The organism is Actinomadura chokoriensis, from assembly GCF_041463665.1.
Classification (GTDB): Bacteria; Actinomycetota; Actinomycetes; order Streptosporangiales; family Streptosporangiaceae; genus Spirillospora; species Spirillospora chokoriensis_A.
Window position 1 is genome coordinate 56,213 of sequence record NZ_JAXCEJ010000011.1, and the last position, 18,894, is coordinate 75,106.

The 18,894-nt window shown below is 72.8% G+C and carries 20 protein-coding genes; 14 read left to right on the plus strand and 6 right to left on the minus strand.

The window, feature by feature from the left end:
* The first annotated feature begins 12 nt into the window (after positions 1–12).
* The 3 genes from SM418_RS18570 to SM418_RS18580 all read left to right on the plus strand — a co-directional run bounded on the left by SM418_RS18570 (position 13) and on the right by SM418_RS18580 (position 1,510).
* On the plus strand, positions 13–660 hold the full coding sequence (locus tag SM418_RS18570; RefSeq protein WP_371942415.1) for a nitroreductase family protein: 648 nt from the start codon (positions 13–15) through the stop codon (positions 658–660).
* Positions 661–773: 113 nt separating this feature from the next.
* Positions 774–959, plus strand: a complete 186-nt coding sequence (locus tag SM418_RS18575; protein WP_371942414.1) for a hypothetical protein — start codon at positions 774–776, stop codon at positions 957–959.
* A gap of 50 nt (positions 960–1,009) precedes the next feature.
* Positions 1,010–1,510, plus strand: coding sequence for a MarR family winged helix-turn-helix transcriptional regulator (locus tag SM418_RS18580; RefSeq protein WP_371942413.1), 501 nt, complete (start codon positions 1,010–1,012; stop codon positions 1,508–1,510).
* Between the two features lie 6 nt (positions 1,511–1,516).
* Here the strand turns inward: SM418_RS18580 and SM418_RS18585 are convergent, their stop codons facing one another.
* Entirely contained in the window at positions 1,517–1,762 is a 246-nt protein-coding gene (locus SM418_RS18585; RefSeq protein WP_371942412.1) for a DUF6059 family protein, read from the minus strand.
* Between the two features lie 171 nt (positions 1,763–1,933).
* Between SM418_RS18585 and SM418_RS18590 the strand changes: the two genes are divergently transcribed.
* The 4 genes from SM418_RS18590 to SM418_RS18605 are packed head-to-tail and all read left to right on the plus strand — an operon-like array spanning position 1,934 to position 7,114.
* Positions 1,934–3,595 (plus strand): acetyl-CoA carboxylase carboxyltransferase subunit alpha, encoded by a 1,662-nt coding sequence (locus tag SM418_RS18590; protein WP_371942411.1) that lies wholly within the window; start codon positions 1,934–1,936, stop codon positions 3,593–3,595.
* A gap of 7 nt (positions 3,596–3,602) precedes the next feature.
* Positions 3,603–4,085: an acetyl-CoA carboxylase biotin carboxyl carrier protein gene (gene accB, locus SM418_RS18595; RefSeq protein WP_371942410.1), complete on the plus strand. Its 483-nt coding sequence runs from the start codon at positions 3,603–3,605 to the stop codon at positions 4,083–4,085.
* Between the two features lie 21 nt (positions 4,086–4,106).
* Entirely contained in the window at positions 4,107–5,465 is a 1,359-nt protein-coding gene (locus SM418_RS18600) for an acetyl-CoA carboxylase biotin carboxylase subunit (RefSeq protein ID WP_371942409.1), read from the plus strand.
* Positions 5,462–7,114, plus strand: coding sequence for an FAD-dependent monooxygenase (locus tag SM418_RS18605; RefSeq protein ID WP_371942408.1), 1,653 nt, complete (start codon positions 5,462–5,464; stop codon positions 7,112–7,114). The genes SM418_RS18600 and SM418_RS18605 overlap by 4 nt, the downstream gene beginning before the upstream one ends.
* Before the next feature lie 81 nt (positions 7,115–7,195).
* On the opposite strand, the gene SM418_RS18610 is transcribed toward SM418_RS18605, so the two are convergent.
* Together SM418_RS18610 and SM418_RS18615 are read right to left on the minus strand one after the other, a co-directional pair.
* Positions 7,196–7,579 carry an antibiotic biosynthesis monooxygenase family protein gene (locus SM418_RS18610; protein ID WP_371942407.1) on the minus strand — a complete coding sequence of 128 codons (384 nt, stop codon included), beginning with the start codon at positions 7,577–7,579 and terminating at the stop codon, positions 7,196–7,198.
* Between the two features lie 85 nt (positions 7,580–7,664).
* A complete protein-coding gene (locus SM418_RS18615; protein ID WP_371942406.1) occupies positions 7,665–8,375 on the minus strand; it encodes an N-acyl homoserine lactonase family protein in 711 nt (236 codons plus the stop codon).
* Positions 8,376–9,025: 650 nt separating this feature from the next.
* Here SM418_RS18615 and SM418_RS18620 point away from each other — a divergent pair.
* From SM418_RS18620 to SM418_RS18630, 3 genes are all read left to right on the plus strand, one after another.
* Entirely contained in the window at positions 9,026–11,095 is a 2,070-nt protein-coding gene (locus SM418_RS18620) for an AfsR/SARP family transcriptional regulator (protein ID WP_371966079.1), read from the plus strand.
* Positions 11,096–11,189: 94 nt separating this feature from the next.
* The gene (locus SM418_RS18625; RefSeq protein WP_371942404.1) at positions 11,190–11,444 is read left to right on the plus strand and encodes an acyl carrier protein; all 255 of its coding nucleotides are present in this window, start codon (positions 11,190–11,192) and stop codon (positions 11,442–11,444) included.
* 16 nt (positions 11,445–11,460) lie between these two features.
* Complete coding sequence (locus tag SM418_RS18630) at positions 11,461–11,769, plus strand: antibiotic biosynthesis monooxygenase family protein (protein WP_371942403.1); 309 nt, start codon at positions 11,461–11,463, stop codon at positions 11,767–11,769.
* Here SM418_RS18630 and rfbB read toward each other — a convergent pair.
* Complete coding sequence (gene rfbB / locus SM418_RS18635; protein WP_371942402.1) at positions 11,753–12,790, minus strand: dTDP-glucose 4,6-dehydratase; 1,038 nt, start codon at positions 12,788–12,790, stop codon at positions 11,753–11,755. The two genes, SM418_RS18630 and rfbB, sit on opposite strands and share 17 nt — an antisense overlap.
* Positions 12,791–12,941: 151 nt before the next feature.
* On the opposite strand from rfbB, the gene SM418_RS18640 reads away from it, so the two are divergent.
* The 3 genes from SM418_RS18640 (at position 12,942) to SM418_RS18650 (ending at position 16,039) form a co-directional block, all read left to right on the plus strand.
* Positions 12,942–14,393, plus strand: a complete 1,452-nt coding sequence (locus SM418_RS18640) for a multicopper oxidase family protein (RefSeq protein ID WP_371942401.1) — start codon at positions 12,942–12,944, stop codon at positions 14,391–14,393.
* 91 nt (positions 14,394–14,484) lie between these two features.
* Entirely contained in the window at positions 14,485–15,678 is a 1,194-nt protein-coding gene (locus SM418_RS18645; RefSeq protein ID WP_371942400.1) for an SDR family oxidoreductase, read from the plus strand.
* A gap of 1 nt (position 15,679) precedes the next feature.
* Complete coding sequence (locus tag SM418_RS18650; RefSeq protein ID WP_371942399.1) at positions 15,680–16,039, plus strand: antibiotic biosynthesis monooxygenase family protein; 360 nt, start codon at positions 15,680–15,682, stop codon at positions 16,037–16,039.
* On the opposite strand, the gene SM418_RS18655 is transcribed toward SM418_RS18650, so the two are convergent.
* A complete protein-coding gene (locus tag SM418_RS18655; protein ID WP_371942398.1) occupies positions 16,036–16,935 on the minus strand; it encodes an NAD-dependent epimerase/dehydratase family protein in 900 nt (299 codons plus the stop codon). The two genes, SM418_RS18650 and SM418_RS18655, sit on opposite strands and share 4 nt — an antisense overlap.
* Positions 16,936–17,068: 133 nt before the next feature.
* On the opposite strand from SM418_RS18655, the gene SM418_RS18660 reads away from it, so the two are divergent.
* Positions 17,069–18,169, plus strand: coding sequence for an NAD-dependent epimerase/dehydratase family protein (locus SM418_RS18660; protein WP_371942397.1), 1,101 nt, complete (start codon positions 17,069–17,071; stop codon positions 18,167–18,169).
* On the opposite strand, the gene SM418_RS18665 is transcribed toward SM418_RS18660, so the two are convergent.
* A complete protein-coding gene (locus SM418_RS18665) occupies positions 18,118–18,864 on the minus strand; it encodes a class I SAM-dependent methyltransferase (RefSeq protein WP_371942396.1) in 747 nt (248 codons plus the stop codon). The genes SM418_RS18660 and SM418_RS18665 overlap by 52 nt on opposite strands.
* Positions 18,865–18,894 lie beyond the last annotated feature (30 nt).

Here is an 18,894-nt window from a genome sequence, read left to right on the forward strand (position 1 = left end):
CCGGGAGGCGACATGGACGTCATCGAGGCCATGAAGACAACGGGCACCTGCCGCTACTTCAGCGACAAGCCGGTGCCCGACGAAGTGCTGATGTCGGCGTTCGACGCCGCCAGGTTCGCGCCGCAGGGCGGCAACCGGCAGCCCGTCCGCTGGATCGTCGTCCGCGACGAGGACCGCAGGCGGCAGCTCGCCGAGTGGTACCTCGCGCCGTGGAAGGCGTACCTGGCCGGGATCGGGGCCGGGGACATCGGCGTCGGCGCCCTCCCGAAGGCCGTCACCGACGCCGACCACTTCGCCGAGCACCTGCACGAGGTGCCGGCCATCGTCGTGCTGTGCGCCGAGCTGGACGGCCTGCACCCGACCGACCTGGAGCTCGACCGGCTGAGCGTGGTCGGCGGCGGCTCCATCTACCCCACCGCGCAGAACTTCTGCCTCGCGCTGCGCGACCAGGGCGTCGCGAGCGCGCTGACCACCCTCCTCGTCCACGCGGAACCGCAGGTCAAGGAGCTGCTCGGCATTCCGGACGGCGTCATCACCGCCGCCCACATCGCCGTCGGCTATCCGGCCCGGGGATTCCCGGCCAAACTGACCCGCACCCCCGTCGAGGAGATCGTTTTCGGCGAGACCTACGGAACCCCGATTTCCGGCGGACGGCCGTAATAGATGAATGCCCAGGTGGGCATCTCTTAAGGAGGCAAGCGGAACACGCTCCCGGGGGTTCTCCCGTTCCTCTCGCCGGATATCACCGCGCGGTCGGCGGAGGGAGAATGAGCATGAGCGGATGCGTGGACCTCGTCCTGGAGGGCGGCGGAGTAAACGGCATCGCGCTGGTGGGCGCGATCGCGGAAATGGCGGCGTCCATCGTGGCCCGCACGATGTTCGCCCGCACCGGCGGCGTCCTCGCGACCGACTTCCCCGGCTACCTGGCGAGACACCGCCATCTGGCGGCCGGGCCCTGACGGACCGGGGCATTATCTGGTGGCAGGTAATAAACATGTAGACTGTAAGCATGGCGAACCGAGCCGACGTGCCGCCGCCCATGGGCTACCTGCTCTGGCACGTCTCCCTGCGCTGGCGCGTCGCGATGGACCGGATCCTGGCCCCGCTCGGGCTCACGCACGCGCAGTACGCCGTCGTGGCCTCGCTGCACGCCATGACGGCGGGCGGCCTCCGGCCGAGCCAGCGGCAGCTGGCCGAGTACAGCGGCCTGGAGCCCATGTACATCTCGCGGCTGGTCCGCGTGCTGGAGCGCGCCGGGCTGGTGGAGCGCGCCGACAACCCGGACGACCCGCGGGCCGTGCAGCTCGCGCTCACCCCGCGCGGATCGGACGTCGTGGCGAAGGCCGTCCCCGAGGTGCGCAAGCTGGAGGAGCGCTACCTGGTGCCGCTGGGCGGCCGCGACTCCGTGCGGAACGTCGAGCTGAGGCGCGCCCTGCAGACGCTTCTCGCGCATGCCGACGCCCTCGGCGGGACGCCCGCGCCGACGGCGTTCGGCCAGGCCGCCGGCTGACCCGGGTCACCGGCCGAGGTCGTCGAGCTGGGACCACAGCCGGGACGCCTCCTCGCTGAGCGGCTCGCCGGGCACCAGGCGCTCGGGGTGGGCCGGCGGTGGGAGCGCGGGCGTGGACGACCTCTTGTCGGCCTCGCGCTGCGCGGTGTACCGCATGTACTGGCTCGGGGTCATCCCGAGCACGCCGAAACCGGTGTACCCGAGGCCGATGCAGAGATAACGCAGCACCCGGCGAAGCAGGCCCGATCGCATCGCGTCCTCCCGTCCTGAGCGCCCGTCGGTGCGGGCACGGACGGAGTGTGCGGAACGCCGCTCAAGGGGCGGTGGAAGATCGGTGGGCGGGTGCGGGGCCGCCGCCCGCCCGGCAACGCACGTCCAGCCGTCTTCCACCGGCCGTTGAGCCCGCCGGGTGACTCTGCCCAGGTGAGTACGCAGACGATGCCGACAGACGCGGTGCGGTGGTACGGCTGCCCCGCGTGCCGCGAGCTGACGTACGGCAAACGTTTTGACCGTTCCCTTCGTGTCTGCCCAGGTTGCGGGGCGCACACCCGGCTCACCGCGCGCCGGCGCATCGCCCAGCTCCTCGACGAGGGGTCGGCGGCCGTCCTCGACGACGTCACGGTGGCCGAGGATCCCCTCGGCTTCGTCGACTCGCGGCCCTATCCGGAGCGGATGGCGCAGGCGCGCGCGGAGACCGGGGAGGGGGAGGCCGTCACCTGCGTCACCGGGACGATCGAAGGACATCCGGTGGTGGCGGCCGTCATGGACTTCCGGTTCATGGGCGGCAGCCTGAGCTCGGGCGTCGGCGAACGCCTCGCCCGGGCCGCCAGGGTCTCCCTGCGGACCCGTGCGCCGTTCCTGCTGGTGACGGCCTCCGGCGGCGCCCGGATGCAGGAGGGCGCCTTCTCGCTGATGCAGATGGTCAAGACGAGCCAGGCGCTCGCCGAGCTGGACGAGGCGGGCGTCCTGACGGTCTCGATCATCACCGACCCCACCTACGGCGGGGTGGCGGCGTCCTACGCCACGCTGCCGGACGTGATCTTCGCCGAGCCGGGCGCCCGGGTCGGGTTCGCCGGGCCGCGGGTGATCCAGCAGACCATCCAGCAGGCGCTCCCGGACGGCTTCCAGACCGCCGAGTTCATGCTGGAGCGGGGCTTCGTGGACGCCGTCGTCCCGCGGGCGGCGCTGCGTGCCGCGCTCGGGTGCCTGCTCGCCGCAGGGTCGGGAACGGCGCCCGCCGCGCCGCCGGCCGGCGCGCCCCGGCTGGTCCGCGACCCGGAGGAACTGCCCGCCCGGGACGCGTGGGAGGTCGTCGGGCTCGCGCGGCACCAGAACCGGCCGACGACCGTCGACTACATCCGCCAGCTCCTCGACGACTTCCAGGAGTTGCGCGGCGACCGGGTGTCGGGCGACTGCCCCGCGATCGTGGGCGGGACGGGACGGCTGGACGGCCGTCCCGTCGTGGTCATCGGCCACCAGAAGGGCCGCGACACCGCCGACCGCATCGCGCACGACTTCGGCATGGCCTCGCCCGCCGGATACCGCAAGGCGGGACGGCTGATGCGGCTGGCGGCCAAGCTGCGGCTGCCGGTCGTCACGCTGGTGGACACGCCGGGCGCCCACCCGGGCGTCGAGGCCGAGGAGCGCGGCCAGGCGTGGGCCATCGCCGAGAACATCCGGCTGATGAGCGGCCTGCCGGTGCCGATCGTCTCGACGGTCGTCGGCGAGGGCGGCAGCGGCGGGGCGCTGGCGCTCGCCGTGGCCGACCGGGTGCTGGCGTTCAGCGGCGCCGTCTACTCGGTGATCAGCCCGGAGGGATGCGCCGCCATCCTCTGGAAGGACCGGGAACTGGCGCCGCTGGCCGCGTCGGCGCTGCGGATGGACGCCCGTGACCTGCTGCGGCAGGGAATCGTGGACGCGGTCGTGCCCGAACCGGACGGCGGGGCGCACGAGGACCCGGTGACCGCCGGCGAACTGCTGCGCGCCGCGCTCACCGCGACGCTGGACGAACTGGCCGACATCGCCCCGGACGAGCTGGTACGGCGGCGCCGTGCCCGGTTCGCCGCCTTCGGGGTGGAGGAGTGAGGTGCACATGACTGAGGACCCGACCGGGGGCGCCGCGAGCACCCTCGATGACCTGTGCCGCCGGGCCGCCGAGCTGATCGGCGCCACCGCCGGGCCGCTGAAGAGCGTGCGGGTCCGCGCGGGCGAACTGAGCGTCGAGGTGGAATGGCCGGACGCCGCCGCGCCCCCGAGCGGCCCCCCGCCGTCCGCCGCCGCGGCTTCGGCTCCGGCTCTCCTCCCGGCGGGCGAGCCCGCCGGTGCGGAGGACGGCTCCTTCCACGTCGAAGCGCCGCTGGTGGGCACCTTCTACCGGGCGTCCTCCCCCGGGGCACGGCCCTTCGTGGAGGTCGGCGACGAGGTGGAGGAGGGCCGGCAGGTCGCCATCGTCGAGGCGATGAAGCTGATGAACGCCGTCACGGCCGAGCGCTCCGGCCGCGTCGTCGAGGTGCTGGTGCCCGACGGCCGGCCCGTCGAGTACGGCCAGCCCCTGTTCGTGCTCGCCCCGGTCTGAACCCGCCACAGAGGAGCCTTCATGTTCTCGACCGTCCTGATCGCCAACCGGGGGGAGATCGCGCTTCGCGTGGCGCGCACCTGCCGGGAGCTCGGCATCCGTACCATCGCGGTGTACTCCGACGCCGACCGCGACTCCGCGGTGACGCGGCTCGCCGACGAGTGCGTCCGCATCGGCCCGGCGGCCCCCCGCCGCAGCTACCTCAACCCCGCCGCCATCGTCACCGCGGCGCTGCAGATGGGCGCCGACGCGGTGCACCCCGGCTACGGCTTCCTGTCCGAGGACCCCGACTTCGCCGAGATCTGCGCGGCCGAGGGGCTGACGTTCGTCGGCCCGTCCGCGCCGGTGCTGAGCCGGCTCGGCGACAAGGCCCAGGCCCGGGAGATCGCCCGGCAGGCCGGGCTGCCCGTGCTGCCGGGCAGCTCCGAGCCGCTGGAGACGGTGGAGCAGGCCAAGGCCGTCGCCGCGTCCATCGGCTACCCGGTCATCATCAAGGCGGTGGCGGGGGGCGGCGGCCGCGGCATGACGGTGGTGCGCGACCCCCGCGAGCTGCCCCGCGCCTACGTCGAGGCGCGCTCGGGCGCGCAGGTGGCGTTCGGCGACCCGCGCCTGTACGCCGAGCGGTACCTGGACCACGCCCGGCACATCGAGGTGCAGATCCTCGGTGACGGCGAGGGCGGCGTCGTCCACCTGGGGGAGCGGGACTGCTCGGTGCAGCGGCGGCGGCAGAAGCTGGTCGAGGAGACTCCGGCGCCCGGCCTGCCCCGCGAGCTGGCCGACCGGATCTGCGCGGCCGCCGTGCACTCCGCCCGCGAGCTGCGCTACGCGGGCGCCGGCACCTACGAGTTCCTCGTCGACCGCGACGGCGACTTCTACCTGATGGAGGTCAACTGCCGGATCCAGGTCGAGCACCCGGTGACCGAGCTGGTGACCGGCGTCGACTTGGTCCGCGAGCAGCTGCGGGTGGCCGCGGGCGACGGCCTGTCGGTCCGGCAGAGCGACATCGTCCCCCGGGGCGTGGCCATCGAGACGCGGGTCAACGCCGAGGACCCCATGCGCGGTTTCCTGCCGACGCCCGGTCTCCTGGACGAGTTCGCGCCCCCGGGCGGCCCGTTCGTCCGGGTGGACACGCACGCCCACCCCGGGATGCGCGTCACCGCCGACTACGACCCGCTGCTCGCCAAGGTGGCGGTGTGGGCGCCCGACCGCCGGCAGGCGATCGAGCGCGCCGACCGGGCGCTCAGCGAGTTCCACGTCGCCGGGAAGGGCGTGCGCACGACGCGCGACTTCCTGCGCGGCGTCCTCGGGAACCCGGCGTTCCGCGCCGGAAAGCACACCACCGCACTGGTGGACGAGATGAACTTCGGAGGTGACCGATGAACGCCGCCGCTGACACGCCGGTCGTCATCGCGGGCGGCAGCCTGGTCGGGCTGGCCACCGCGCTGTTCCTCGGCAAGCACGGCGTCCCGTCCATGGTCGTCGAGCGCAACGAGGGCCTGTCGCCCCATCCCCGCGCGCGCGGGGTCAACGCCCGCGCCATGGAGCTGTTCCGGTGGGCGGGCATCGAGGACGAGCTGCGCGCCATGCCGTCCGCGAAGGCGCTCGCGGGGAACAGCGGCATCATCGCGGCGGAGAGCCTCGCCGGGAAGGAACTGGGCGCGCTCAAGGAGGGCTACCACCGCGACACCGGCGCCACCGACGACGATGACGCCGGCTGGCTGGGCGCGACCGGCTGGTGCCTGTGCCACCAGCACGAGGTGGAGCCGCTGCTGCGCGAGCACGCCGCGCGGCACGGCGCCGACCTGCGGTTCGGCACCGAGCTGGCGGGCTTCGACCAGGACGCGGACGGCGTCACCGTCCGGTTGCGGGACGCCGCCGGCGCGGAGCGCTCCGTCCGGGCCGGCTACCTGGTCGGCGCGGACGGGGCGGGCAGCCTGGTGCGCCGCCTGCTCGGCATCGGGACGGACGGCCCCGGCGCGCTGGCCCACTTCCTCAACGTCCGGTTCCGGGCCGATCTGACCGGGCCGCTGCGCGGCCGCCGCTTCGTGATGTGCTACACGATCAGCGGGTCGTCGCGCAGCGCGCTGCTGCCGGTCAACAACGCCGACGAGTGGCTGCTGCACGTGCCCTACGACCCGGACCGCGCCGAGGAGTTCACGCCCGAGCACTGCGCCGACCTGGCGCGGACCGCCGCCGGGGTGGACGGCCTGGACGTGACGGTGGAGGGCGTCGCGTCCTGGGAGTCGGCCGGCCGGGTCGCCGGCTCCTTCGCCGCCGGACGGGTCTTCCTGGCCGGTGACGCGGCGCACGTGATGCCGCCGACCGGAGCGTTCGGGTCCAACACCGGCATCCAGGACGCGCACAACCTGGCGTGGAAGCTGGCGGCCGTGCTGCGCGGGGAGGCCGGCCCCGGGCTGCTGGACACCTACGAGGAGGAGCGCCGCCCGGTGGCCGAGGCGACCGTGGAGCAGACGGTCCTGCGGTCCAAGGACCGCCCGCGGCTCGCCGGCGGTCCCCAGCAGGCCCCGGACCCGCGGATCCAGCCCGACCCCGTCGTCACGTTCGGCCAGGTCTACCGGTCGGCCGCGGTGGAGCCGGACGGGACCGGCGGCGACCCGCGCTGGGAGCCCGAGCCCGCCGGCCGGCCCGGCACCCGCGCCCCCCACGTCATCGTGAAGCGGGACGGGAAGCTCGTCTCCACCCTCGACCTCTACGGGGACGCGTTCGTCCTCCTCACCGGCCCGGACGGCGCCGCCTGCGCGGACGCCGTGGCGCGGGCCGCCGCGGAGTCCGGGGTCGCGGTCGAGACCCTCGCCATCGGCCGGGACGTCCGCAACGTCGCGGTCGACCTGTGCGGCGCGCACGGCCTGACGCCCGAGGGCGCCGTGCTCGTGCGCCCGGACGGGTTCGTCGCGTGGCGGAGCGCGGGCCCGCCGGACCCGGCCGCCGACGTCGGCGCGCTGTTCGGCCGGTTGCTGTGCCGCCCCCAGGGCGCGCCCGCCGGCGCCGCGGGCGGGCTCGCCGGCTGACGGCGGGACGAACAACGGCCGCGTTGCCTCCCGGCTGGAACGCCGGGAGGCAACGCGGCCGTTCGCCGCGCTTCGCGTCGGTCAGCTCAGCGGCTCCCGCGCCATGCCGCCCTCCGCCATGCCGCCCTCCGCCATGCCGCCCTCCGCCTTGTACCAGGCGTCGTGGACCTCGAAGACCTCGTAGTGGCCGGCCGGACGCGTCCGGTCCTGGTAGGTCCGCAGCGGCGACGGGTGCCCGGCGGCGCGCAGGGACCGCTCCCAGTCGCGGTAGGAGGAGAAGTCGCGCCATGCCATCAGCAGCGCGTAGCGGCCGTCCGCCTCCGGGACCGCCAGCAGTTCGTGGCCGATCAGCCCCGGGGTGTCCCGCAGCGTGCGGCCGGCCTCCTCGTAGGCGGCCGTGACGGCTCCGGTGGGACCGCGGGGGTCACGGTAGTGGACGATGACCCGGACAGGATTCTCGGACACTGCTACTCCTCAGCGCGTGATCGGTCACGGACGGTCGGCCGGCGGGGAGCGGGGGGCGTGAATCCGGGCGGTCGGGGGCGGGCCGTCAGTCGTAGTAGGCGGGGGCGGCCCGCAGGTCGGTGAGGTTGGACGGCTCGTGGCCGCAGATGACGAGCGCGTTCTCGGCATGGGCCAGGTCGACGAGCTTCCTGGTGGACGCGCGGACCTCCGCCTCGTCCATGTCGAAGGGGAAGACGGGCCGCTTCTCCGGATCGAGCGCGGCGATCATGGGTATCGCGTCGGCGGCGAGCAGCACGGGCCCGGTGCCGGGCAGCCGGACCAGCACCGACTGGTGTCCGGGCACGTGCCCGCCGGACTCGATCAGCTCGATGCCGGGGAGCAGTTCGGTGTCGCCGTCGACGAGGCGGAGGCGGGCGTCCGGGCGGTCCCAGCGGTCCCGGGTGGACGCGCAGCGGGCTCCGGCGTCCGAGGTCGCCCAGGCGTGGTGGCTCCGCTGGACCACGTGCTCGGCGGCGCCGAAGAGGTCGTGGTTGCCCGCGTGGTCGGGGTCCAGGTGGGTGCTGACCAGCACGTCCACGTCGCCGGGAGCGACGCCCAGGCGGCCGAGCAGGCTCGGCACGTCCTCGCCGGGTTCCAGCTCCACCCGCTCGTCCGGGTCGGTGCGGTGGGCGCCCGCGCGGTCCCGCGGCGGGCCCGAGTCGACGAGCACCGTGGCGTCCCCGGTCCTGATCAGGTACGCCGGCACCGGGGCGCCGATAGGCCGGATCCGGCCGCTGAAGAGCAGTTGAAGCTTCATTCTTCACTCCGGAGTCTGGGAGCGGTCCCATTGATCGGGGACCGGACGGCCAGCGTAGGTACCCCGGATCGAATGCTGGTCGATGGCCTCGCCGCCCGCCCGAAACCATGAATTTCGGGTAATCTTTTGGGCTCTATTTATATGTCTGTGACATGGATGTAACTCCGGATTTCCGTAGATGCCTGATGACCACGGGAAATCGCGTTCTGCGGTCGGCTGTTCACAGATCATCCGGCGCCGAAAGGTGGAGTGAATAGCTGCCGCCAGTTATCGGTGCTCAGATGGCGGGTGACCAGCGCCGGAACCGCCTACGAGCGGTCTTCGAGCGGGCTCCGAGCGTCACGGGTGCACTGTGAGGCGGTCTTCGTTCGCGAAGGCCGAAGTTGCCGCATATCGGACGGTCCAGATCGTGCGGAGCGAGTGTCCGATTCGGCGAGAGGGTGCACGTCGCGGCTTCCCCGGGTGGCCGGGCAGAGAATTGTATAGAGGGTGATGCGCAATTTCAAGGGGCGCTTTCGGCTCGCGCTGAGCACGCCGCGGTCGGCTGTTGCCTGGGCTTTCGATCCAGCCGAGAATTCCCCAGGTGATTATCCGTGTGGGGCCGAAGTTCATCGAGATGTGATGTGACGACAGAACACGGGGAAGGATGCATGTATTTCCGGATTCTGGGTCCGCTGTGGGTGGCCAATGGTGGGATGGAACTCACCCCCACCGCGCCGAAGGTACGGCAGGTGCTCGCCTTCCTGCTCGTCCGGTGCGGAAAGCTCGTGCAGGTCGGCGAGCTCATCGACGAACTCTGGGGTGACGAACCGCCGGCCAGCGCCATGACGACTCTTCAGACCTACATCTACAAACTTCGCAAGGACGTCTTGGAGCGTTGCACATCCGCCACGCTCCACACCAGGGTCTCCGGATACCTGCTGGACGTCTCGGCCGAACGCGGTGACCTCCTGCGATTCGAGCGCCTGGCGCACGAGGGCCGCACGGCCCTCGACGAGGGCGACGCCGCCCGCGCCGCCGACCGGCTCTGCGAGGCGCTGGCGCTCTGGCGCGGGCCCGCGCTGGCCGACGTGTCGGCGGGCGAGATCCTGTCGGCGCACGTGACTCGGCTCGAGGAGGAGCGGCTGCGCACCCTGGAACTGCGCATCACGGCCGACCTCGAACTGGGCCGCCACCGCCAGCTGATCAGCGAGCTGAAGATGCTGGTGTCGGAGCATCCGCTCAACGAGCGCTTCCATTCCCATCTCATGACGGCGCTGCACCGGTCCGGGCGCCGATACGAGGCTCTGGAGGTCTACCAGGGGCTGCGCCGCATGCTGATCGACGAGCTGGGCATGGAGCCGTCCGCGGCCGTGCAGCAGCTCCACCTGAACCTGCTCAACTCCGATGCCGAATCGCGCGACGAGGGTGCTCCCGCCCCCGCCGTGCGCGGCCGTTTCGAGACCCTCCTGGTGCCCGCGCAGCTCCCCCCGGACACATCTGACTTTGTGGGCAGGGAGGAGATCCTGCGGGACGTGCGCCGCCATCTGGTGCGTCCCCCGGGGGAGAACACGGCCGCCCGGGCGGTGTCGATCTCCGGCATGCCGGGAGTGGGGAAGACGGCCCTCGCGCTGCGGGCCGGACACGCCGACCGCGCGGAGTTCCCCGACGGCCAGCTCTACGCCGACCTGCGCGGCACGGCCGAACGGCCGGCCGACCCGCATTTCATCCTGGAGGGCTTCGCGCGGGCGATCGGGGTGCCGGCGGCGGAGGTCCCCGACAGCCTCCAGGAGCGCAGCAAGCTGTTCCGCACCTGGAGCATGGGACGGCGAGTGCTGGTGGTGCTGGACGACGCGCACTCGGTGTCGCAGGTCGCCCCGCTGCTGCCGGCGTCCCCGAACTGCGCGGTCATCATCACCACCCAGCGCGGCCTGTACAGCCTGCCGGGGGTGCGGCACGTCGAGCTGGACGTGATGTCGACCAACAACGCGATGTCGCTGCTGGAGGCGGTGAGCGGGCGCCGGTTCACCGCGGACGAGCTGGCCGCCGCCGAACGCGTCGCCCGGCTGGCCGGGCGGCTCCCGCTCGCGGTGCGGGCGGTGGGCTCCCGGCTGGCGGCCATGCAGACGTGGCCGGTGGAGAAGCTGGCCGCGCAGATCGAGAGCCTGCCGCGCCGGCTCGACCTGCTGTCGTTCGCCGAGCTGGACGTGCGCGCCCGGCTGGCGGCCGGCTACCGGCGGCTGGAGGGCGGCGACCGCAGCGCGCTGCGCCTGATCAGCCTGCTGCCGCCGCCGGACTTCACCGCCACCACCGCGGCGCGGCTGATCGGCAGCGGCACCGACGCGGTGGAGGCCCAGCTGATCCGGCTGGCGGGCTGCCACCTGCTGACGGTCAGCATGGGCGGCGGCGGGGAGATCCGCTACCGGCTGCACGAGCTGGTGCGGGTGTTCGCCCGGGAGCGCCTCGACGAGGAGCTCCTGGAGCCGGCGCGCGACCGGCCGGAGGCGCGCGACCGCCTGGACGCCCGCGACCGGCCGGAGGCGAGCCCCGATCACGCCCACACCGTGCGCGAACCCGTCCGCACCGGACGGGAGAACGGCCGGCCGATGTGGGAGAACGTGGGTGATCGCCCCGACTGCGGGCACGAGCACCGCGATCCGCAGGTGGTCGGCGCGACGGAGCCGCCGGTCAGGCGGGCGCGTCCCGTGAACGGCGTCGTGCGGGCGTTCGGCAATGGGTGAGCGCGGGCCCGCGCCGGGGGTTTCCATCCCGGTTCCAGCGGAGTTCAAGCCGCTGCCGCGACAGTGGGGCCACATCGGCACGAGAGGAGAGACGATGGCCCGGTTCACGGTGAACGACGTCCGGCGGATCCTCAGGGACTGCGCGGGCGAGCCAGACTCCATCAGCCTGGACTCGGAGATCGGCGCGGTGACCTTCGACGAGATGGGCTACGACTCGCTGGCCCGGCTGGAGCTCGCGGCGCGGATCCAGCAGGAGTTCCTGGTGGCCATCCCCGACGAGAAGGTCGAGGAACTGAGCACTCCCGACGACGTGGTCGGCTATGTCACTCCGCGCATCGCCGCGGCCTGAGGGACGGCCCGGGGACGTGGTCGGGCGGGTGCGCGTGCTGGTCTACGCGAGCGCGCCCGGCGACGATCCCCGGGCGGTCGAGGACGCCTACCACACCGTCAGCCGCACCCTGGCGGGCACGCCGGGCCTGCTCGGCAACGTGCTGCTGCGGTCGGTCCACGAGCCGGGAGCCTTCGTCGTGATGAGCGAGTGGGCCGACCTGGACTCGTTCCGGGAGTGGGAGGAGGGCGCCGGGCACCGCGGCGCCACCGCCCCGCTCCGCCCCCTCCAGGACGGCCGGGGCCGCGGCCCGTTCGGGATCTACGAGGTCACCGCCGCCTACTGAGCGGCGCACGGTCGCCCTGGTGCCACGACTCCTCGGCGATGCGGCGGTGGGCCAGCAGCGGCTCCCACCAGGCCCGGTTGCTGCGGTACCAGCGGATGGTCTCGCGGACGCCGCGCTCGAAGGCGACCTCGGGCGCCCAGCCGAGCGTCCGCCGGATCTTGGCGGAGTCGAGCAGGTAGCGGCGGTCGTGCCCGGGGCGGTCGGACACCAGCGTCTTGAGCGTCCCGGGCAGGCCCAGTTCGTCCAGCACCAGGTCGGCGACCTCCTCGATGGTCGCCTCCTCGCCGCTGCCCACGTGGTAGGTCTCGCCGGCCGTCCCGCGGGCGAGGATGAGGTCGATCGCCCGGCAGTGGTCGGTCACCGAGATCCATTCGCGCTTGTTGCCGGTCGAGGCGTACATCGGCAGCGGCAGCCCGGCCAGCGCGTTCGTGACGAACAGCGGCAGGACCTTCTCCGGGAACTGGTAGGGGCCGTAGTTGTTGGCGCAGTTGGAGATCGTCACCGGAAGGCCGAAGGTGTGCTGGTAGCAGCGCGCCACGTGGTCGGAGCCCGCCTTGCTGGCGCTGTAGGGCGTGTGCGGCAGGTAGGGGCTGGACTCGGTGAACGACTCGGGCGAGTCCAGCGCGAGATCGCCGTAGACCTCGCACGTGGACACCTGGTGGAACCGGCCCACCCCGGCCCGCCGGGACGCCTCCAGCAGCGCCTGCGTCCCGAGGACGTTGGTCCGGAAGAAACGCGCCGGTTCCAGGACGGCCAGGCTGTTGTGCGTCTCGGCGGCGAAGTTCACGACCACGTCCACACCGTGTCCGCGTAGGACCCTGGTCATCTCCTCCTCGTCGGCGATGTCGTGCTGGACGAACACGATCTCGGCGCGGACCTCGTCAAGGTTGCGCACGTTCCCGGCGTAGGTCAGGGCGTCGATCGCGACGACCTTGTCCTCTGGATGGACCGAGCGCCAGTAGCGCACGAAGTTGCCCCCGATGAACCCGGCGGCGCCCGTCACGGCGATGGTGCGTGGCATCTGTCTCCCCTTCGGCTCGCTTTCCCCCGGAGCGTGGCCGCACGCTCGCAACGGCTGCTCGATTCCCGAGCGAGATGGACTCTCCAGCGCCCCTTGAGAACACCGCGCGACCGTGGCCGGGCTCGATCACCCACGCGGGAAGGGACGGCCAATGCTGAGCAGACGGGGAGTCTTCAGGCTGGGGGCGGTCGCCGCCGGCGCGGCGGTGGTGCCGGGGTCGGCGGCGGCACTCGGGCGACGGGATCGCGCGTGGGCGGACGTCGCGGTGCCCCCGCCGTTCTCGGTGCCGCTGACCGTGCCCGAGGCGGCGGTCCCGGTGCGCCGGACGGCGACCACCGACTACTACGACATGACGATCAAGCACGCCGCGGCGGAGATCCTGCCCGGCGTCAGCACTTCGATCATGGGGTACGACGGGCGGTTCCCCGGCCCGACCATCCGCGCCGAGGCGGGGCGCCGGGTGGTCGTCCGGCAGACGAACGCGATGATGCACGAGACAGTGGTGCACCTGCACGGCGGTCTCGTCCCGCCCGGCCAGGACGGGCATCCGGCCGACGCCATCGCGCCGGGCGCGCAGCGGCAGTACGTGTACGACAACCGGCAGCCCTCGGCGACGCTGTGGTACCACGACCACAGCCACCACATGGAGGCCGAGATGGTCTTCCGCGGGCTGGCCGGCTTCTACCTCGTCAAGGACCCGCGCGAGCGCGGACTGGGCCTCCCGTCCGGCCGCTACGACGTCCCGCTCATGCTGCGGGACGCGCGCTTCGACGAGCAGGGCCAGTTCCTGTTCGAGATGGACGACTTCCGCTACCGCAACACCCTGCTGGTCAACGGCCGGCCCCAGCCGTACATGCGGGTGGACGCGCGCAAGTACCGGCTGCGCCTGCTCAACGGCTCCAACGAGCGGTACTTCACGCTGCGGCTCGGCGAAGGCGAGGGCCAAGGCGAAGGCGACGCGATGACGGTCATCGCGTCCGACGGCGGCCTGCTGCCCGCCCCGCTCACCGCCACCAGCGTCATGCTGTCGCCCGCGGAGCGCGTGGACGTGGTCGTGGACTTCTCCAGGTACCGGCCCGGCACCCAGGTCGTCCTGCACAACACCGACGGGACGTCCGAGGAGACCACGAACGTCATGCGGTTCGACGTCGGGCACCGCGTCCCCGACTTCAGCCGGGTGCCCGAGCGGCTCGGCCGGGCCGCCGACCTCGGCGAGGCCATCGTGACCCGCGACGTCAACATGAACCTCGACCTGACCATCGGCCAGTTCGTCATCGACGGCAAGACGTTCGACATGGACCGCGTCGACACGCGGATCAAGCGCGGCGAGACGGAGATCTGGCGCGTGCACAACCGCGACGTCCGGCCGTCGGTGCCGCACAACTTCCACGTGCACGGCACCCACTTCCAGGTCCTGGACCGGAACGGCCAGCCGGTCACCGGGCACGAGGCGGGCCGCAAGGACACCGTCGCCGTGCCGATCGGCGGCGACGTCCGCATCAAGGTCCGCTTCGACCGGTACCTCGGCCGGTACCTGTACCACTGCCACCTCCTGGACCACTCGTCCATGGGAATGATGGCGCAGGCCGAGGTCATCGGATGAAAAAGGTCACCACCGCGTCTCCAGAGGTGCTCTAGCCCGGCGCGAAACCGTTCAGATCCCGACCCGGCGACGTCCAGGAGGAATCCGCACCATGGCGGGACACACCGACAACTCGATCGTCATCAACGCGCCGATGGACCTGCTCTGGGACATGACCAACGACGTCGAGTCCTGGCCCCGGCTGTTCAGCGAGTACGGCTCCGCCGAGATCCTGGAGCGCGACGGCGACACCGTCCGCTTCCGGCTCGCGCTGCACCCCGACGAGAACGGCACGGTCTGGAGCTGGGTGTCCGAGCGCACGCCGGACCCGGCCACCCGCACCGTGCGGGCCCACCGCGTGGAGACCGGTGTCTTCCAGTACATGAACCTGCACTGGGAGTACGAGCACGTCGACGGCGGCGTGCTCATGCGCTGGAAGCAGGACTTCGCGATGAAGCCGGACGCCCCGCTGGACGACGACGGCATGACCGCGCGCCTCAACCGCAACACCGCGGTCCAGATGGAGCGCATCAAGCGGATCGTCGAGGAGGCCGCCGAGCGCGCCGCCGGCGGCGTCCGCTTCGACCACACCGGCCGGCGCGTCCTGGTCACCGGCGGGACCCGCGGCATCGGCCGGGCGATCACGCTGGCGTTCGCCCGCGCCGGCGCCACCGTGCTGACCTGCCACCGGCAGGACGGCCCGGCCGTCGACAGCCTGGTCAAGGAACTGGCCGAGACCCCGGGGGACCACAAGGTCGTCAAGGCCGACATCGGCGACGAGGCCGACATCGAACGGCTGATCGGCGAGTGCCGCGCCCACCTCGGCTCGCTCGACGTGGTCGTCAACAACGCGGGCGCGATCAGCCACGTGCCGTTCGAGAAGCTGCCCGTGGACGAGTGGCGGCGCATCCTGGACGTCAACCTGACCGGCTCCTACCTGGTCACGCAGAAGGCCCTGCCGCTGCTGACGCCCGGCGCCTCGGTCATCAACGTCGGCTCCAAGGTGGCCACGGTCGGCATCCCGCTGCGCGCCCACTACACCGCGTCCAAGGCGGGCCTCACGGGCCTGACCCGGTCGCTGTGCAAGGAGCTCGGCCCGCTGGGCTTCCGGGTCAATCTCGTTGCACCCGGCCCGGTGCAGACTGAGGAGGACGTCCCGCCCGAGGTCCGCGAGCGGTACCAGCGCCTCACCGCGCTCGGCCGGCTGGGGCAGCCCGCCGACATCGCCGGCGCGGTGCTGTTCCTGGCGAGCGACCTCGGGTCGTGGATCAGCGGGGAGACCCTCAACGTCGACGGAGGAATCTGACATGGCCGCTACTTCCGGCATCTTCCGCGTCATGCTGCGGATGAACATCCACCCGGGCATGGAGCAGGAGTTCGAGGAGACCTGGCACAAGGTCGGGCACGCGATCACCGAGCATCCCGCCAACCTGCGCCAGTGGCTGTCGCGGGGAGAGGGCGAGGAGGACGGCGTGTACTACGTCGTCAGCGACTGGGTGAGCGAACCCGGCTTCCGCGAGTTCGAGCAGAGCCCCGAGCACCTCGACCACCGCACCCGGCTGCACCCGTTCCGGGCGTCGGCGTCGATGGTCACGATGAACGTCGTCTACGAGATGACCGGCCGGGCCCTGCTCGGCGGGACGCCGTCCCCGTCGGCCTCGCGCTAGCGGACCGGCCCGGTGGACGCCGTCGCCTCGGTGAGCGTGAGCCAGGTGCGGCGCAGCCCGTCCGGCAGCGAGGTCCGCGGCCGCCAGCCGAGGACCTCGCGGGCGCGGCGAACGTCGAACCACACGTCGCGGCGGTCGAACCCGCGGGCGGGCAGCCGCTCCACGCGCGGCTCCCGCCCGAGCGCCGCGGCGACGAGCCCGGCCAGCTCGCCGAGGGAGACCGGCACGCCGGAACCGATGTTGAACACCTCCGGCGCGCCCCCCTCGGGCAGCCGGTGGACGAGGTGACGGGCGTGCAGGAGGGCCTCGACGACGTCGTCCACGAACACGTAGTCGCGGCGTGCCTCAGACGGCCCGTAGAGCCGCAGCGGCAGCCCGGCCGCCGCGGCCTCCAGCCAGTGCCCGACGACCCCCTGCATGGTTCCGGTCCGCTGGCCGGGGCCGTAGGCGTTGGCGATCCGCACCACGATCGGGCGGACCGCGTCGCGCGCGTCGAAGAGCGCCCGTTCGAGCCCCACCTTGGCCCGGCCGTACGCGGAGGCCGGGCCGAGCGGGTCGGTCTCCGCGTAGGGCGGGGTCCCGTGCGGCGCGTACACCGCGCCGGCGCTGCTGGTCAGGATGAGCGCCGGGCGGTCCCCGGTGCGGCGCAGCGCGGCCAGCAGCCCGGTGAACGCGGCGTGGTCGGCGGCGACCCGCTCGGGATGCCGCTCGGCCAGGGCCGGGTTGACGGTGCTGGCCAGATAGAAGATCACCCGGGCGCCGCGCAGGGCGGGCGCGGGGCGGCCGTTCGCCACCGCCGGGGTCGCGCGGGTGACGGGCGCCGCGGGGACGCCCGCCATCGTCAGCGTCTCGGTGAGCCGGGCGCCGATGAACCCGCCCGCTCCCACCACGGCCACCGGTTCCGGTTCCGTGTTCGCGTCTCCGTGAGAGACCACTCCGTGAGCAACCACGCCCCGAACGGTTCCAGCGGCGGCTCGACGGCCGCTGTGAGCCGGATCGAGGCGCCCTAACGAGGAAGAAGTGAGTGCGATGCACGTTCTGGTCACCGGCGGAGCCGGGTTCATCGGATCCCGGGTGGCGGGCGCCCTGCTGGCCGCCGGGCACCGGGTGCGCGTCCTGGACGCCCTGCTGCCCGAGTTGCACTTCGCCGCGCCGCGGCTGCCCGAGGGCGTGGAGTTCGTGCACGCCGACCTGCGCGACGAGGACGCCGTCCGGCGGGCGCTGCGCGGCGTGGACGCGGTCAGCCACCACGCCGCGATGGTGGGGCGCGGGCGGGAGATCCTGGACGCCCGCCGGTACGCCGACTGCAACGACCTCGCCACCGCGACGCTGCTCGTCGGGATGGTCGAGGCGGGCGTGGAGCGGCTGTCCTACGCGGGCTCCGTGGTGGTCTACGGGGAGGGCCGGTACCGCTGCCCCGAGCACGGCCTGGTGCGTCCCCGGCGCCGGACGGTGCCCGACCTGGACGCCGGACGGTTCGAGCCGCGCTGCACCGAGTGCGAGCGGGAGCTGGCCGCCGAGGCGATCGAGGAGGACGACCCGCTCGCCCCCGCGTACAACATCTACGCGGTCACCAAGCTGGCGCAGGAGAACCTGGTGGCCGCCTGGGCGACCGACACGGGCGGGAGTGCCTCCGCGCTGCGCTACCACAGCGTCTACGGGGCCGGGATGCTCGGCAGCTCCTACACCGGCGTGGCGGGCACCTTCCACCACGCCGTGGTGGAGGGGCGCCCGCCCCGGGTCTTCGAGGACGGCCTGCCCCGCCGCGACTTCGTGCACGTGGCCGACGTGGCGGAGGCCAACGTCGCCGCGCTCCAGCGCGGCGTGCCGGGGTTCCGCGCCTACAACGTGGGCAGCGGGACCCCGCACACGATCCTCGACGTCGCCCGCGCCCTGGCCGCCGCGGCCGGCGGGCCGCCGCCCGTCGTGACCGGCGAGTACCGGGTGGCGGACGTGCGGCACGTCTTCGCCTCACCGGCCCGGATCATGAGCGAGCTGGGCTGGCGGCCCCGCGTCGGCCTGGAGGCCGGCCTGCGCGAGTTCGCCGCCGACCGCATGCGCGGCGGGGTGACCCCGGGCTACCGGCTGGAGCGGCGGCAGACGAACGCCACGAAGAAGCGGGTCGTGTAGACCTCCACCACCTCGTCGAAGACCTCGTGCAGGAGGGGTTCGACCGAGGCGGCGGTCAGCAGCTGCGTCCGGTACGAGGCCCACCGGACGCGGCCGCCCGTCGCGCGCATCACGACCGCGTTCGCCAGGAACAGCGCGGAGCGGCCGAGGTGCCTGCCCGCCCCGTAACGGCCGCGCTGGTAGTCGTGGTAGTTGTCGATCGTCCAGAGGTTGCCGACGAAGGTTCCGCCGGGCTCCACGAACGTCTTCAGCCGTTCCAGGACCTTCCGCACCTGACCCATGTGGTGGATCGCGTCCACGCAGAGGACGAGCGGCGCGGGCTCGATGCCGTCGAGGGTCCAGAAGTCCCCCTGGCGCAGCGTGAGCCCCGGGTGGTCGACCCGGTCGCCCGTGATCTTCAGAGCGTGCTCGGAGATGTCGTTCGCGAGGATCTCCTTCGCCGGCGTCAGCCCGGCGGCCATGGCGGTGAACTCGCCGGTCCCGCAGGCGAACTCCAGCACCCGGGAGGCGTCCCGGCCGTACTCCTCGATGTACTCGGCGATCTTCTTCTTCTGCGCCCGGAAGTCGTCGCCGAGGACGGGGCGGCTCTCCACCTCCTCGCGGTCCCAGAACCGCCTGGACCAGTAGTCGCGCCCCTCGGGAGCGTGGTCGCCGATGAGCCTGTGACCGGCGCTGACGAAAGTCTCAGCTAGCATGAACGGCCCTTTCGAAGACGGCGTCGTCAC